The organism is Mycobacterium sp. IS-3022, from assembly GCF_001500065.1.
GTDB lineage: Bacteria > Actinomycetota > Actinomycetes > Mycobacteriales > Mycobacteriaceae > Mycobacterium.
Genome location: NZ_LQIN01000003.1, coordinates 129635 through 143564, shown reverse-complemented (window position 1 = coordinate 143564; position 13930 = coordinate 129635). Strand labels below are relative to the sequence as shown.

Genomic DNA, 13930 nt, shown 5'->3' with positions numbered 1-13930 from the left:
AAAGAACGAACGTCGCCGGCGTCGCCGGTTAGACCCAGAATACAAGGCGAAAGAGAATGCGCGTGCAGTGGCGCAACGGGCACGACGCAAGGCTGAAAATGGCAAGGGGAAATGACCGTAGGACGCCAGACCTGCGGATCAACGAACTATCGCCAGAGAAATGTAAAGGCCCGACGACGTTTTCCTACGACACAGACGGAAAGCTGGTTGCCCACACAAGGCCTGTGCCTGAGTTCCGCTTGAAACGGGCTCGACGCATCCTCTGGGAATGCAAGCAACAGCCTGAATGGGCACGCACGCAGGCCGCGTTCTACCGGCACCCGTCCTTGAAGAACGTGCCGTACCAGGTGCTGAAGCAGCTCGTGAGAGAAAGCGAGGGCCGGTGATGCCGCCCCAGAAACTGAGACAGGTGGGCGAGCGACAGCGCGCCAATCCACTGCTCCAGCCATTCGACGTACCGAAGCTGTTGGAGAAAGGCGTCCCGCCCGTCCGATGGCACGGGGTTCCAGGACTGTTCCTCAAGGGCTATCAAGGGGCATTCAACGGGTCTTCGGAATCTGGCAAGACGCTTCTCAAAATGGACCTGTCAGTGCACATGACCGCTGGGATCATGCCGATTGGGCTCCCAGGTGTCCCTGAGGCCGACGAACTCGACGACGACGTGCGACTGCTCTACATCGACTGGGAGAATCCTCCCAGGCTCACGCTGCAACGCTTCGGGTTGATCTTCAAGGATCTGGTCGACAATCGAGGCGAAGACTTTGACGCGGCACGGATATTCGAGAAGCGCTTGTTCTATCGACCGTTCCCGAACATCGACGCGCTCAACACACCTGAAGGCGCGGGTCGAATTCTCGACTTCATCGAGACCAAGCGGATCAACTTCGTCATAGTCGACACGCTGTCCAAGGCAACCGAAGGCGACGAGAACAACTCCGGCCCGTACACCGAGCTCGCTAACAACCTCCTCAAAGACTTTCGTGCTCAGGGCATCACGTCCGTCTGGGGCGATCACTTAGGACACGCGGATAAGCGTGCTCGCGGGTCGTCAGCGAAGAAGGACAACTGGGACTTCGGTTGGAATGTCGATGCCAAGAAACGCAATCGAGATAGCGGCATCACTGAGATCAAGCTGGTTTCCGATGCGAAGAACCGCTCGGGTGACTTGCCATCGGAACTGTGGGTGACGCGGCATGGAAAGCCTTTGCCGTATATCCGGCACGAGTGGGAAGGCGCGACAGAGCCCGATGATGGAACGAAGATCATCGACATGGGGAAGGAGCCGCCGCAGTCCGTCCGGGTGAAGCAACTACTGCGCGAGCATCAGGAGTATGTGCTGACGCTTACGCATCGAGGCAAGCCGAGCGTCAAGCAGATCCGTGACTGGCTCAAGGGCGAGCACAGGATCACGCTCCGACAGACGACGGTCGATGGCTTGATTAAAGAAACCGGATACATCAAGGAGCGCCTGTTCGATGACGACATCTGAGGTAATCCGGCACCTGATCCGGCGCAATGACCGGATTACCTCCGGATCACCTGGCGGATCACCTGATCCGCAAACACCGGATCACCTCGGATCACCTCGGATCGCCTCAACGTCGAATAGGCGCTTCACGTGCGGTTTGATCTGATCCGGCGACGTAATCCGCTTTGATTCAACAGCAAAGTCGAGGTTTGACCTGATCCGGACGTACGTGATTGTACGAAGTACATCACACGACGGACAGGGCACCTGGGCGAAAACCTAGGAGTAAGCAAATGACTGACAAGTGCATCTCGGGACGCCACAACTACGAGCATCCCGGCACGTCGTGCGACGACATGGACGAGCACCTGCGCGTCATGCGCGAGGTGGCATTGGGCAAGACGTCGATCGTGAGTCACGTCGGGCCGTCCTCGGTGTGGGACGAAAACGGAGACCCTGTACCGGACGCGGTAATTCCTGACGGCATCGACTCATCCGGTGCAGGCGTATACGCGAGCGGCGCAATCGGTACGGCGCACGGTGACGACGACGAAGACGCGTAGGCAGCGCTGAGGTCGACGCTGCGCGCCTCATGAACGTGTGACGTGACAACCGTTGCAGCACAATACATCAGACGCGTACGGCGCACTGAGCGCCGGATCGCCGAGGGGTTGAACCTCGAATTGCGTTCGATTAACGTCAGCGGCACGCCGCTGCTCGGTTAGCAGCACGTCGGACGCGACGTAAAAAACGGTTGTGCCGACGGGCCTTGTACGGAGTCGAACCGGACTATGTAAACGGGAAAATCGAATATCGCTGATTTCTTTCCCACGGAGCGACGCGCGCCTCGCTCATGACCCGCACAAGATGTGCGCCTGGCGATGGGAACCAATAGACACTCACCGAGCGCTGACGACTCGTCCCGCTCAAACACATTGAAAGACTGAGGAAATGACCAGTTTCATAACTAACAACTCGCCCAAGGCATGGGCGATGGACGTGCAGGGCATTGCACCCGAGCACGTCATCCCGCAGGCACTCGTTCTGCAGTGCACGACCAAGGGAGGCGAGGTCCACGGCGATGCTCCGATGGTGCGTGTGCCTCGGATCAAGATCCTCGACGCGGGTTTCGTGCCCGAGGGCCAGGACATTCCCGAGAGTGACCCCGAACTCGGCGAGATCCTGATTAAGACGGGGACCGTCGCGGAACTCATCAAGGTCTCGCGAGATCAGTTGTCGCAGGACTCGGCGCAGGGTCTCATTTCTCATGAGATGCGGCGCTCGATGATCTACAAGGCGGACACGGCGTTTCTGACGCAGCCTGCACCTGTAGCGCCGGCGGAGTTTCCCCCTGCCGGGATCCTGTCGTCCGCGACGGACGCTGGACCTCTGTCGGGCTCGCTCGATGCACTGATCGACAGTTTCGCAGCCATCGAGGCTCTGCCCGGGGGTGTGGTGACGCACATCCTCGCGCATCCCACGGCGTATGCGACGCTGCGCCAGATCAAGAAGTCGACGGGGTCTAACGAGCCCTTGCTCGGTGCGGGCACGCAGGCGGGCGAGAAGTCGCTGCTTGGTGTGCCGGTTCTGACGACGAACGCCTTGCCGTCTGACGGTGTGCTGGCGCTCGACAAGAACTACATCGTGTCGGCGTACACCAACCTGGAACTCGCACGGTCGGACGATTACTACTTCAACTCGATCTCCGTCGCGCTGAGGGCGAGCTTCAGGTTTGGTGCGGGGCTCATCGACCCGCAGGCCGCGCAGTACCTCGAAGTCGAGTAGGTAGCTGTCCTGTTTCCGGAGTTTTCTTCGCGGCTTTCGCCGGAACAGGCAACGAGCAGGTGCAGTCGTAGGCCGATGTGGCGTGCTGCTCGAACAATTGAATAGGAAGGTCTCGGGTACGTGATCGCCTGGCAGCGCATGTATCCGGGGCCTTCCCCGAACTTGAACCTCGTGCTGCACTGACTGGCACCAGTGCGCCGACGTCGAAGGGCAATGTGTTCGTTTCCTTCTTCCTTGACGAATGCATTGCCCTTCTTCGTAGCAACATGAGACGTAGCACCAGATACTCACGCACGCGCTGCACGAGTAGGTTGGAACATGCTGTGCCACGGCAGAATTCACGTATCTCGCTGTTGGGTTGTGATGCGAAGTCTTATAAAATCGAAGCATGACGATGAACACCACGACCGCGTTCCTGATGTCTGACGACGAGGAATCTGACCCCAACGAATACTTCGCCATGACGGGCGACATCGACACCGCACGCGAAGCCCTCGAAGAAATGTTGGGCGACGACTTCTACGTGACGACGCCTGTGTGGACATTGCTCGATGGCATTGACCCTGATCCCAACGTGCGCGTGTACAACGTGTCCGACCTCGCCATCGTGTACGTCGCATAACACACACCCACATACGAAACGCCTGCGCTCGAAACAGCGTGGGCCTTTCTGCTGGACGCTCAGTCGTAACGTGTGCGCATGGGTATGACCAAGCATCAGCACAGGCGGCGTAAACCTCAGAGCCGCAACGTAAGTACAGGTCGAATGCAAGGACGCGGATGGTTAGCAATTCGTGCGCACATTCTCAAACGCGACGATGGGCAGTGCCAGGACCGTGACTGGGGATGCGAGGGCGAGGCCGTCGAGGTACACCACATAGTGCCTATCGAATTGGGTGGCACGAACGACGACGACAACCTGATCAGCCTGTGTGCACCATGCCACCAGCGACGCACAGCTGAGCAGCAACAGGAACGTCAGGCCCGCAAGAAGGCAGCGACCAAGGAAGCACGTCGCCGCAATCATCCCGGCAGGAAAGACCGGCACGACCCAGCGTGAGTTTGTGAGTGTGTGCGTGAGGATGACCCCTGCGGGGGACACCCCACCCTGCGCTTTCGGACACCGTAGAGGCTTTGACGCTCGGACTGCGTACAAGTTGCGAAAGTTTAATTCAAAAGGCTTCGTATATGCGCGATTCCGGCTACCACCTCGCCATATGCGCTTTCAAACTCGCTATTGCACCCTCGAATTAAGCGCGGTATACGCGCGTGTGGGCAAGCGCTGGCCCTGTGCGTCCCCGTGGGCGTCCGCGCGTTACGTCACGTGCGATCACTCGCGAACGTATGCGTTGGGCGTCAGCGTGCGAGTCAGGTGCGCAAGATGAGGCACCTTCCGATGCTGTTGCTACTTCGGCGACTTCTTGTTGATGTTGGGGATTCGGTTGAGTAGTTCAGAGACGTAACCCAAAGCTTCGTTGAGACCAGGTGCGTACCCACTGGGGTGAGCACATTCGTTACGTTTCGACAGCAAGCCATGCAGGCCTTTCGTTTCCGGCTTCGTCAGGAGCTTGACGTCTCGTGCCACGTCGAGCATCTGCGCCTCGGGAACGTTCTCCCTCAGGTCATCTAGCGTCGTCCAGTTGGACCACTTCGGACGTGCGGTGTGGACGGCAACCAAATTGTCCGATGCAAGCTTCTCTTGCAGGAAATCGACGAACGCCGCCCACGCCATGACAATGGCGGCCCTGTAAAGCTTGGCTTCCATAGCTCGCATCGCTTCGTTGAGAAGCTCAGTCTGCTTGAGGTTCAGAATTGTGATCTGCTTGCGCGTTTCGTTAAGCGTGACGACCCGAGAGGGCGCAGCTTCTTGCGTCGAAAGGAGGACGTGGGCTGCCCGTTCGAAGTTCGAAGCCCGGCGCCGAAACTCCTCAACCCCCAGGGTCACTCGGGATCCGGAAAGAGATGAGTTTTCATGGCTTTGAAGAACGCTTCAAAGGTCTGCTCATCCGCTCCCTCGGGGAGGGTCAGTTGCACATTTATGTTTACTGTCAGACCATTGGCAGCCGTTGGGGTGCGGGCGAGCACGGTCGGACTCGGCGCACTGGCGACCTGCGAGGCCCCATTAGTGGCCGCCCCAGTTTCTTGATCGTTGCTTGCCGACGCCACAGAGCCATCGGAGGAAAATTCGGCCTCGGCCACGAGCGCTTTGAATGTCGCGACCATTTTGTCGACCACAGCCTTGCCGGACTTCGTACTTGTGCTGAATACGTGAGCTAGGTCTGTGTTGGGCTGGTCGTGAGCGTCAGGGTAGACGGCATAGAGGTCCTGGTAACCGGTCTTGATCGCGCGCCCAAGCACTTCCTTGTGGTCGCGTCCTCGGTATTCACTCCAGGCAGGAGTAGGTGCGCTAGCGGCGTCAATGAAACCGATGTAGCGCAGGACTCTGAGCATTGTGGTGTCGTTGCCCCCATTGAAACCCATGCTCTTCAGCCAAGCGGTGTTGGCCTTCGGCGGAATGCCGGTTTCCCGAATCTTCTTCAGCAGCAAAGACAACTTGCCCGTCGTTGTGGTGTATGTGGGTTCGTCGTCCGCCATATCCCCTCCTACATGCTGCCTTGGTGAACAAACGACCTTACCGCGTAGTGCGGCGCAAATTAGCTAGTGACAGGCCGTGACACTCTAGAAAACAGACCCCCAGTCCGCGACTGAGGGCCCGTTTAGCGTGGGGCGTTACGAGGCGTCAGCGACGGGTTCGTCGGCCTTTTCGGCTGCGGCTTTCGCTTCAGCCTTGGCGGCACGTGCGGCGGTGCGGTCGGCGAGCCACTTGGGGTAGGCCTTCTTGATCGCGGCGACGTTCGCCTTCGTGAACACGTACGACTTGCCGTCACGCGACGACAGGCCTTCACCGGCGGCGCGCAGGAACACGCGCAGTTCCTTCGCGGTGATGCCCAGGGCTTCGGCGACGTCCTTCGAGGAGAGGTTCGCGGGTGCGGTCATGATGTGCTCCGTTCGTTGTCGATTGCATAGCTTGCCTAAGCAATGTAAGACACGAAGCGCGCGCGTCCATAAGAGTTGGTCGTTCGCGCAGGTCAACGCCCTCGATGTCACACACGATGTCACAAGTCATGCGTGAAACGGTGCGACGGGCGGCGATGGTCGGTGATGCAGAAAGGCCAGGTAGACAGTCTTTTCATGACAGCGCGTGAACCTCGGTGAACGTGCCTGCGCTGCCTCCGGAGCAGAAGGCCGCAGGTTCGAATCCTGCCGGGGGCACTTTCAAAATCACCCGCTGACTGGCCTTTGGCTATTCGTCTCGGCGCCGACCGCACCAGTGTCAGCTAGGACTACGCCGATTTGCAGGCCAGTTGCAGCCGTTCGAGGCGCCGCACCAGGAGGCTCGGCAGCCACCGGCCTACCTCAGCCGCTTCGATCGTCGCCGTGCGCTCAAGGAGCTGACCGAGCACGATCCGAGCCTCCAACCGAGCGAGCGCCGCTCCGACGCAGAAGTGCGCGCCCTTGCCGAATGAGATGTGGTTCTTTCCGGCCGGCCTGTCCAGTCGAAATTCGTCGGGATTGTCGAACTGCGCCGGATCGCGGTTGGCCGCTCCCCACAACAGCAGAAGGCGCGAATCCGCTGGAAGATCCACTCCACACAGCGTGGTGTCGTTGACGACGTGACGGTAGTGGCCCCGAAACGGCGGCTCGTACCGCAATACCTCTTCGAGGAACGCGCCGAGCAGCTCCGGTTGCTCGCGCACGCGCTCTTGGATACCCGGTCGAGTCGCCAAAACCCAAGCCGCAGAACCGATCAACGACGCCGTCGATTCGCCACCCGCACTGAACAGGATGATCATCATCGCCTGCGCGGTCAACTCTTCGTACTCACCCGATGCGCACGCCATGGCCAAATCGCCCAGCAGGTTGTCCTGCGGGTCGGCGGCGGCTTGCCGGAACTGGTCGGTGATGTAGGCCGCAAGTTCCATCACGGCGTTGCCGGCAGCGGTGAGTTGATCTTGGCTGACAAGTCCCTCGACCACCTGCGTCGCCGAATATCCCCATCGCACGAGCTTGTCGATGTCGGCATCCGGGACACCGATGATGCGCCCCACGACCATCATCGGCAGTCGATTTGCCATCGCGCTCATCCATTCGATGCGCCCGTCCTTCAGATGGGCGTTCCAAAGCCGCTCGGCTGTTTCGGCGATGAACGGCTCGAAGGCACGGATACGTTTGGCCGCCAACTGCGGAAGCAACGCTTTCCTGTGCACCGCGTGTGCGGGCTCGTCGGCGGTGGCCAGCACGTGGCTCTTTCCGCCCAACCCTTCCATCTCGAAGGTGCCCACTTCGCCGCCGGGCTGATACGTCATCGTCGCGGTGAGGTTCGACGAGAAGTCGTCGGGTCGAGCGACGGCGTCGTTGACCGCATCCCAGCTGCTCACCGCGTAAAACCCGGAATCGCCGATCTGATGCACCGGTGCTGCGGCCAACATTCGCCGGTAGAGAGGGTAGGGATCTTGGATGTACTCGTCATCGAACAACTCGATGCCCAGCTGACCATCGCGCGACGTCATTTCTCCACGCTGATCGGCGTCGACAACGCGCGTCAACCAGCTCTGGGAAAGTTGATACCCCTGCCACGGCCGTCGCGCGGCGGCCGTCTCACGGTGCACGCTGGACCGGCGTCGACGCTGAAATCTGCGGACGAATTTGTCTCAACCCTGAGACGATATGACTTTGGGGATTCGAGAGGACGATCAGCGTGGTCCGAGACGATTGGCTCCTTGGCGGCGAGCGCCGTACGGCTGCCGCAGACCGCATCTATGCCGCGGCCACCGACCTCGTCCTGCGCGACGGTCTACAAGCCTTCGACATGGACGCCTTGGCCGCACGAGTGCACTGTTCGCGGGCGACTATCTATCGCTACGCCGGGGGCAAAGCCCAGATCCGCGACGCCGTTCTACTCCGCCTGGCGGCCCGCATCGTCGACTCGGTCCGACGCGCCGTAGAAAACTTGAGTGGCGCGGAGCGAGTGGTAACGGCAATCACGGTCGCACTCGAACACATTCGATCGGACCCGATGCGCCAAATGATGATCGGGTTGAGTGCCGGTCGTGATCTGACCGAGCTTCCTTCGTCGCCGGTGCTGGGCCGTCTGGCCGCCGACCTCACCGGCATAACCGACGAAGACCCGCAGGCGGCTCAATGGATCGTTCGCGTCGTCATGTCGCTGGCCGTCTGGCCGATCGGCGACAACGACGTGGAACACCAGTTGGTGCGGCGTTTCATTGCGCCGGCATTCAACTGACGGATCGCTTCCTGCCCGCTACTCGGAAGTGCGTGAATACTGACAGCCTGCAGACTCGGGGTCTCCGACCTCGAACGGGGCCGGCGGTGAGGAAACCTCGCCCCAGCACTCCTCCTGTTCGAGATCCATGTTGTCGTCGTACGTTCCAGAGTCTGGGACAAGATCAGCGGCGGCGACAGACGTGAACCCACCGAGAACGAAGCTGACTGACATCCCACAGACAGCGCCGAATTTTTTGATATCGAAAATTTGCTCGGTCACGGGACATCCCTCCCCGAATGGAACACCGAGAGACCTGGAATTCTAGTTCAGCCACGCGTGTGTCGCACGCCGAGGGAAGTAGATACGCGCTCTGAGCCGTTTGCTGACGCCCTAACGGAGCCCCGCCGCTGAGGTAGACGCCCGCTCCGCTACACAGGCAGACTGGTCCCGGTCTCCTTCTCGGCGAACTCCCACAGCCTTCTGGCGTCGTCGTAGTCGCAGGCAACGGCTGCCCGGCCGCTCAACGTCGGCCCGCCCTTCAGCCCGTATCTGCTGTCGATCCCCACGTAACTGCCGGGCGGAATCGGTTCGGTGATGCAGTACAGCGTCGGCGCGGCGCCCGCGTCGGCGTCGTTGGCGAGCACGCCGGCCACCGCCTTGGCCACCGAATGGAAGGCGGCCATCACCCGGGTGTCCGACACGTTGGTCAGGTTCGACGCGACCCACCCCGGATGTGTCAGATAGCTGGTGATCGGTGAACCGGCCTCGCGCAGCCGCCGGTCGAGTTCAAGGCCCCACAGCATCACCGCCAACTTCGAGCGCGCATAGGCTGGATAGGCCGACCACTTGCGCGACCGCAGATGCGGGTCGTCGAACGCGATGGTCGCCGCCCTGTGCGCATCGGAGCCGACGTTGATGATCTTGTCCCGCACCCGGTCGAACATCAGGTTGGTCAACGCGAACGGGCCCAAGAAGTTGGTGCCGAGCGTCATCTCGAAGCCGTCGACGGTTTCGCTTCGGCTCTGGGCGACCAAGCCCGCGTTGTTGATCAGGATGTCGACGTCACCATCGAACAAGTCGGGAAAAGCCCGGACCGACGACTGATCGGCGAGGTCGAGCTTGACCACGGATGTGTCTCCGCCCATCTCCGCCGCACGTTGCGCGCCCAGTTCGAGGTTGCGAACCGCGAGAACCACGTGAGCGCCCGCACCCGCCAGGGTCCGCGCCGTCGCAAGGCCGACGCCGTTGGTCGCGCCGGTGACGATGATCCGCTTGCCGCTCAGATTGCCGAGCCGGCTCGGCGACCAATTCATAGTCACAACGGCACACTAGCGACGGCCGCGTCGCACCGAATCGTTGACATGACACTTTGCGACTGGTTGTCTACCGCTCGATGAGCGACGCCGCCCGCGAGATCGAGAATCTGGTGTACGCCTACGCCGAGCGGATCGACGCGGGCGACCTGGACGGCGTGGCAGCGCTGTTCGCCCACGGCCGCATCTACGGGGTGGAGGACGGCCCCCCGGAAACCGTGTTCGAAGGGACAGCGCGGGTCCGGCAGATGTACGAGATGGCAACGCGCATCCACGACGACGGCACCCCGAAGACCAAACACTTCACCACCAATGTGCGGATATCCGTCGACGAGGACGCCGGCACCGCCCGCGGCAGCGCGTACTACTGCGTCACCCAGGCGACACCCGAGCTGCCGCTGCAGGTCATCGTGACCGGCCACTACCGCGACACCTTCCACCGCATCGATGGCGCGTGGTGGTTCGACAGCCGCACCATGTATGTCGACCAAGTCGGCGACACCAGCGCGCACCTGAAGTTCTGATCCCGTGCGACATCCCTTCGACGCTGCCGGGCTGATGGCCGCCGCGCAGCAGAAGGAAGGCCTCGAGGATTGGGGGCCGCTGCCTTTCATCGAACCGCTGGCGGTGCTCGCCGACAGCTACGCCGGCGCCGATCTCAACGACATCGGCGTACACATCCTGCGCTCGGGCGTGATCCACAGCCTGCGGATGCGGTTGCGCGCCCAAGAGTGGATCCGGCGGCATCCAGAGATCACCGAGGAGGTCATCAGCGCGCCGATCGTGGTGGTCGGCATGATGCGCAGCGGTACCACGCTGCTGCAGCGCCTGTTGGCCGCCGACGACCGGTTCTACTGCGCCTACGGCTGGGAAGTCGTCGAGGTCGCCCCGAAACTGGGTTACGACTTCGCCGACGGCGAGGATCCGCGGATCGCCATCAGCGAGAGGCGCGAAGCGACGTCGCGCGAGCACGCACCGGAGTTGTTCTCGATCCATCCGATGTATGCGCGCGAACCCGAGGAGGAGATCGTCTTCCTCTCCGACGCGTTCCTGTCGCATGTGCCCGAGTCGGGAGCACACGTTCCCGCGTACCGGTCGTGGATCGACGGGCAGGACTTCACCCCGGCCTACGACTACCTGCACCGCATGCTGCAGTTCCTGCAATGGCAGAAGCGCCAGGCCGGCCTGACAGCGCACCGCTGGGTGCTGAAATCGCCCGCCCACCTTGGCTATCTGGACACGTTGCGGGCTCGCTTCCCCGACCTGCACATCGTGCACATGCACCGGGACCCGAAGGAAACCATCCCGTCGGGTGCGAGCCTCAACGCGACGCTTCACGCGATGCACGCCGACCGGGTGGACCGCCACCGCGTCGGCGCGGAATGGCTGCAGCGCATGGGATGGACCAACGACCGCGCCATGGCGACCCGGTCCCGATGGAGCGACGAGTCGGTGCGGTGCACCGACATCGAATTCGCCGACGCTGTCGTCGATCCGATCGCTCAGGTGTCGCGGGTCTACGACGCGATCGATGTGCCACTGACTGCCCGCGCAAAGGCAGCGATGCGCCGGTGGCTGACCGACCGGCCGCGGGAGCCCACCCGGCCGCCCTACTCGGCATCGGACTACGGCCTCAGCGACGATCAGATCGACGAGCGGTTCGCGGCCTACAACGACCGGTTCCGTTGCGGCGCAACCCAGGAAAGGACGCGATGACCGAATTCACCGGCGATCCCGTTGCGACGGCCTCGCAGCACGAACAGGAACTGGCGGCACTCGAGCTCACGAACCACCCGACGGTCAAGGCGGCGTACCGCAGCGTCGCCGAAACCTGGCTCGGGCGGGCCAAGCCCTCCGACGCCATGCGCGGGCGCTTTGACGACGCCTTCGCCGAGGTGATGTTCTCCGCCGCAGTGTGGTCCTCCAACCAGGACAAGCTGCGCCCGAACGTCAGCTGCATCACCCGGCTGGCGCACCCCGTGGACGGCCGCTCGATACCCGGGTCACGTTGGGGCATCGACAATCCCGACAGCGTCTACCGCGTCATCCCCATCTCCGGCGACGAACGCTACGAGATCCACGGCCGCGTCGGCAAGAACCGGATGACCGAGAACTACTTCACGCTGTGGGACGCCGACATGGGCACCGTCGCGGTGCTCAACGGCCGCACCATGGAGGTCGAAGCCGACGGCTCGTTCACCATCACTGTCGACTCCCGACCCGCCGACGGCAGGCCCAACCACGTGCAGACCACCCCCGAGGCACACGAGTTCTACATCCGCGACGTCCTGTTGCACTGGGACCGCGATGACCCGAATCACCTTGCGGTGCAACGGCTGGGCGGTCCGCCGACTGACGTTTCCCAACCGGCCCGAACCGTTGACGAGCAGGCCGATGCCACCGCGGCGATGATGGCCCACTTCGCGAACTTCACCGGGAAGCTCAGCCACGGCATCTACAAGATGCCGCCGAACCATTTCAACCTCGCATGGTCCGCTGACCGGGTCGGCGCGATGCGCAACCAGGTCTACGTGATGGGCCGGTTCGACCTGAATCCCGGCGAGGCCTTCGTCGTGGACGTCAGCGACGGCGGCGCCGAGTACTTCACCGTCCCGCTGAGCAACATCTGGGGCACCACGCTCGACATCGTCGACCGCACCGGCAGCCTCAACAAGGCCCAGTCGGTGCCGAACGAGGACGGCACCTACACCTATGTCATCGCCCCGACCGATCCCGGTGTCGCCAACTGGATCGACTCCGACGGTCTGACCGAGGGCATTCTCACGTTGCGGATGGCCGAGTTCGGCGACGAGGGGCCGAAGCCGGACCTAGGAGCCAGCGGCCGGGTCGTCGCACTCGACAACCTGGAGAGGGACGTGCCGACGCTGCGCCGGGTGTCGGCCGCAGAACGCGCCACCGAACTGGCGGACCGCCGGACCGCCTATCTGCGCCGGCTACCGGAAGGAACACTGTAGATGGCCCGCTGGCTGATCACCGGTTGCTCGACCGGCATCGGACGCGAGATCGCCGCTGCTGCCCTCCGAGCGGGCCACTCGGTGGTGGTGACCGCGCGTCGCACCGAGACGGTGGCCGACTTCGCCGAGACCTTCGGTGACCGCGCGGCGGTCGTCGCGCTCGACGTGACGGACAAGGCCCAGATCACCGCCGCGGTCGAGAAAGCGACCGAGGCGTTCGGGGGCATAGATGTTCTGGTCAACAACGCCGGACACGGGTACCTGTCCGCCGTCGAGGAGGGCGAGGACGAGAAGGTCCGCAAGCTGTTCGACACCAATTACTTCGGCGTCGTCGACACCATCAAGGCCGTATTACCCCAGATGCGCGCCCGCCACTTGGGCCACATCATCAACATCTCGTCGATGACGGGTCTGGTGGCCAATCCGCCGAACGCGTACTACTCGTCGACGAAGTTCGCCCTCGAAGCGTTGACCGAGGCCCTCGCCCAAGAGGTCAAGCCATTCGGCATCCGGGTGACCGCGATCGAACCCGGTGCGTTCCGCACCGACTGGGCGGCCCGCTCGATGTGGGAATCGACGACCCCGATCACCGACTACGACGAGAACGTCGGCGCCCGCAAGACCATGATCAAGGAGTTCGCCAACCACCTCCCCGGCGACCCCCGCAAAGTCGCCGAGGCGGTGTTGATGGTGAGCATGCTCGATGAACCGCCGCTGCGGCTACTGCTCGGCCGCGACGCGCTCAAGGCGGTCCGAGACAAGCTGGCCGCGTTCTCGGCCTCGATCGACGAATGGGAAGCCGTCACGAAGGATGTGAACTTCCCTAAGGACGCCGCTGCGGGGTCGTGAGGCTTACTTGAGGCTCAGTGGCCCCATTTCCACGGCTTGTCCCAGTGGCCTGGCGGTGGCACACCCGGAATGTGAGAGATGTGGCCCGGCGACGGGACGAAGTGGCCCGGTGACGGCGGGTCCCACCACCACCAATCGTCGTCGGCGACCGCCTGACCTGCGCCAATACCGACAGACGTGATCCCTAACGCCCCGGCCATCACGGCCCCGGCTGCGATCCTCTTCAGTGTTGTCATCGTCATCGTGAATTCCT

Annotated in this window: 17 protein-coding genes; 10 read left to right on the top strand and 7 right to left on the bottom strand. The window is 62.3% G+C overall.

What is annotated here, in order from left to right; all coding sequences use genetic code 11:
- Positions 1 to 409: 409 nt before the first annotated feature.
- The 5 genes from AU188_RS04870 to AU188_RS24835 all read left to right on the top strand — a co-directional run bounded on the left by AU188_RS04870 (position 410) and on the right by AU188_RS24835 (position 4313).
- The gene (locus AU188_RS04870) at positions 410 to 1489 is read left to right on the top strand and encodes an AAA family ATPase (protein ID WP_172799394.1); all 1080 of its coding nucleotides are present in this window, start codon (positions 410 to 412) and stop codon (positions 1487 to 1489) included.
- A gap of 272 nt (positions 1490 to 1761) precedes the next feature.
- Positions 1762 to 2031 carry a hypothetical protein gene (locus AU188_RS04865; protein ID WP_059162597.1) on the top strand — a complete coding sequence of 90 codons (270 nt, stop codon included), beginning with the start codon at positions 1762 to 1764 and terminating at the stop codon, positions 2029 to 2031.
- A gap of 388 nt (positions 2032 to 2419) precedes the next feature.
- On the top strand, positions 2420 to 3253 hold the full coding sequence (locus AU188_RS04860; protein WP_059162596.1) for a phage major capsid protein: 834 nt from the start codon (positions 2420 to 2422) through the stop codon (positions 3251 to 3253).
- A 388-nt stretch (positions 3254 to 3641) separates the two neighbouring features.
- Entirely contained in the window at positions 3642 to 3875 is a 234-nt protein-coding gene (locus AU188_RS04855; RefSeq protein WP_059162595.1) for a hypothetical protein, read from the top strand.
- Positions 3876 to 3953: 78 nt separating this feature from the next.
- Positions 3954 to 4313 (top strand): HNH endonuclease, encoded by a 360-nt coding sequence (locus AU188_RS24835; RefSeq protein WP_082686483.1) that lies wholly within the window; start codon positions 3954 to 3956, stop codon positions 4311 to 4313.
- Positions 4314 to 4658: 345 nt separating this feature from the next.
- Here AU188_RS24835 and AU188_RS04845 read toward each other — a convergent pair whose 3' ends face one another.
- From AU188_RS04845 to AU188_RS04830, 4 genes are all read right to left on the bottom strand, one after another.
- Entirely contained in the window at positions 4659 to 5198 is a 540-nt protein-coding gene (locus tag AU188_RS04845) for a hypothetical protein (RefSeq protein ID WP_059162593.1), read from the bottom strand.
- Positions 5195 to 5848: a DUF5343 domain-containing protein gene (locus AU188_RS04840; RefSeq protein ID WP_059162592.1), complete on the bottom strand. Its 654-nt coding sequence runs from the start codon at positions 5846 to 5848 to the stop codon at positions 5195 to 5197. The genes AU188_RS04845 and AU188_RS04840 overlap by 4 nt, the downstream gene beginning before the upstream one ends.
- 135 nt (positions 5849 to 5983) lie before the next feature.
- Positions 5984 to 6250 (bottom strand): hypothetical protein, encoded by a 267-nt coding sequence (locus AU188_RS04835; RefSeq protein ID WP_059162591.1) that lies wholly within the window; start codon positions 6248 to 6250, stop codon positions 5984 to 5986.
- Positions 6251 to 6597: 347 nt separating this feature from the next.
- Positions 6598 to 7824, bottom strand: a complete 1227-nt coding sequence (locus tag AU188_RS04830; RefSeq protein ID WP_059162590.1) for a cytochrome P450 — start codon at positions 7822 to 7824, stop codon at positions 6598 to 6600.
- Between the two features lie 188 nt (positions 7825 to 8012).
- On the opposite strand from AU188_RS04830, the gene AU188_RS04825 reads away from it, so the two are divergent.
- Complete coding sequence (locus AU188_RS04825) at positions 8013 to 8558, top strand: TetR/AcrR family transcriptional regulator (RefSeq protein ID WP_059162589.1); 546 nt, start codon at positions 8013 to 8015, stop codon at positions 8556 to 8558.
- An 18-nt stretch (positions 8559 to 8576) separates the two neighbouring features.
- Here AU188_RS04825 and AU188_RS04820 read toward each other — a convergent pair whose 3' ends face one another.
- Positions 8577 to 8819, bottom strand: coding sequence for a hypothetical protein (locus tag AU188_RS04820; RefSeq protein WP_156426576.1), 243 nt, complete (start codon positions 8817 to 8819; stop codon positions 8577 to 8579).
- Positions 8820 to 8968: 149 nt separating this feature from the next.
- Positions 8969 to 9859 carry an SDR family NAD(P)-dependent oxidoreductase gene (locus AU188_RS04815; protein ID WP_059162587.1) on the bottom strand — a complete coding sequence of 297 codons (891 nt, stop codon included), beginning with the start codon at positions 9857 to 9859 and terminating at the stop codon, positions 8969 to 8971.
- 74 nt (positions 9860 to 9933) lie between these two features.
- Between AU188_RS04815 and AU188_RS04810 the strand changes: the two genes are divergently transcribed.
- The 4 genes from AU188_RS04810 to AU188_RS04795 are packed head-to-tail and all read left to right on the top strand — an operon-like array spanning position 9934 to position 13677.
- Positions 9934 to 10377: a nuclear transport factor 2 family protein gene (locus tag AU188_RS04810; RefSeq protein ID WP_059162586.1), complete on the top strand. Its 444-nt coding sequence runs from the start codon at positions 9934 to 9936 to the stop codon at positions 10375 to 10377.
- A gap of 34 nt (positions 10378 to 10411) precedes the next feature.
- Positions 10412 to 11569, top strand: a complete 1158-nt coding sequence (locus tag AU188_RS04805) for a sulfotransferase family protein (RefSeq protein WP_059162585.1) — start codon at positions 10412 to 10414, stop codon at positions 11567 to 11569.
- Positions 11566 to 12828, top strand: coding sequence for a hypothetical protein (locus AU188_RS04800; RefSeq protein WP_059162584.1), 1263 nt, complete (start codon positions 11566 to 11568; stop codon positions 12826 to 12828). Before AU188_RS04805 ends, AU188_RS04800 begins: the two co-directional genes overlap by 4 nt.
- Complete coding sequence (locus tag AU188_RS04795; protein ID WP_059162583.1) at positions 12829 to 13677, top strand: oxidoreductase; 849 nt, start codon at positions 12829 to 12831, stop codon at positions 13675 to 13677.
- A 14-nt stretch (positions 13678 to 13691) separates the two neighbouring features.
- On the opposite strand, the gene AU188_RS24830 is transcribed toward AU188_RS04795, so the two are convergent.
- The gene (locus tag AU188_RS24830; RefSeq protein ID WP_502687586.1) at positions 13692 to 13919 is read right to left on the bottom strand and encodes a hypothetical protein; all 228 of its coding nucleotides are present in this window, start codon (positions 13917 to 13919) and stop codon (positions 13692 to 13694) included.
- Positions 13920 to 13930 lie beyond the last annotated feature (11 nt).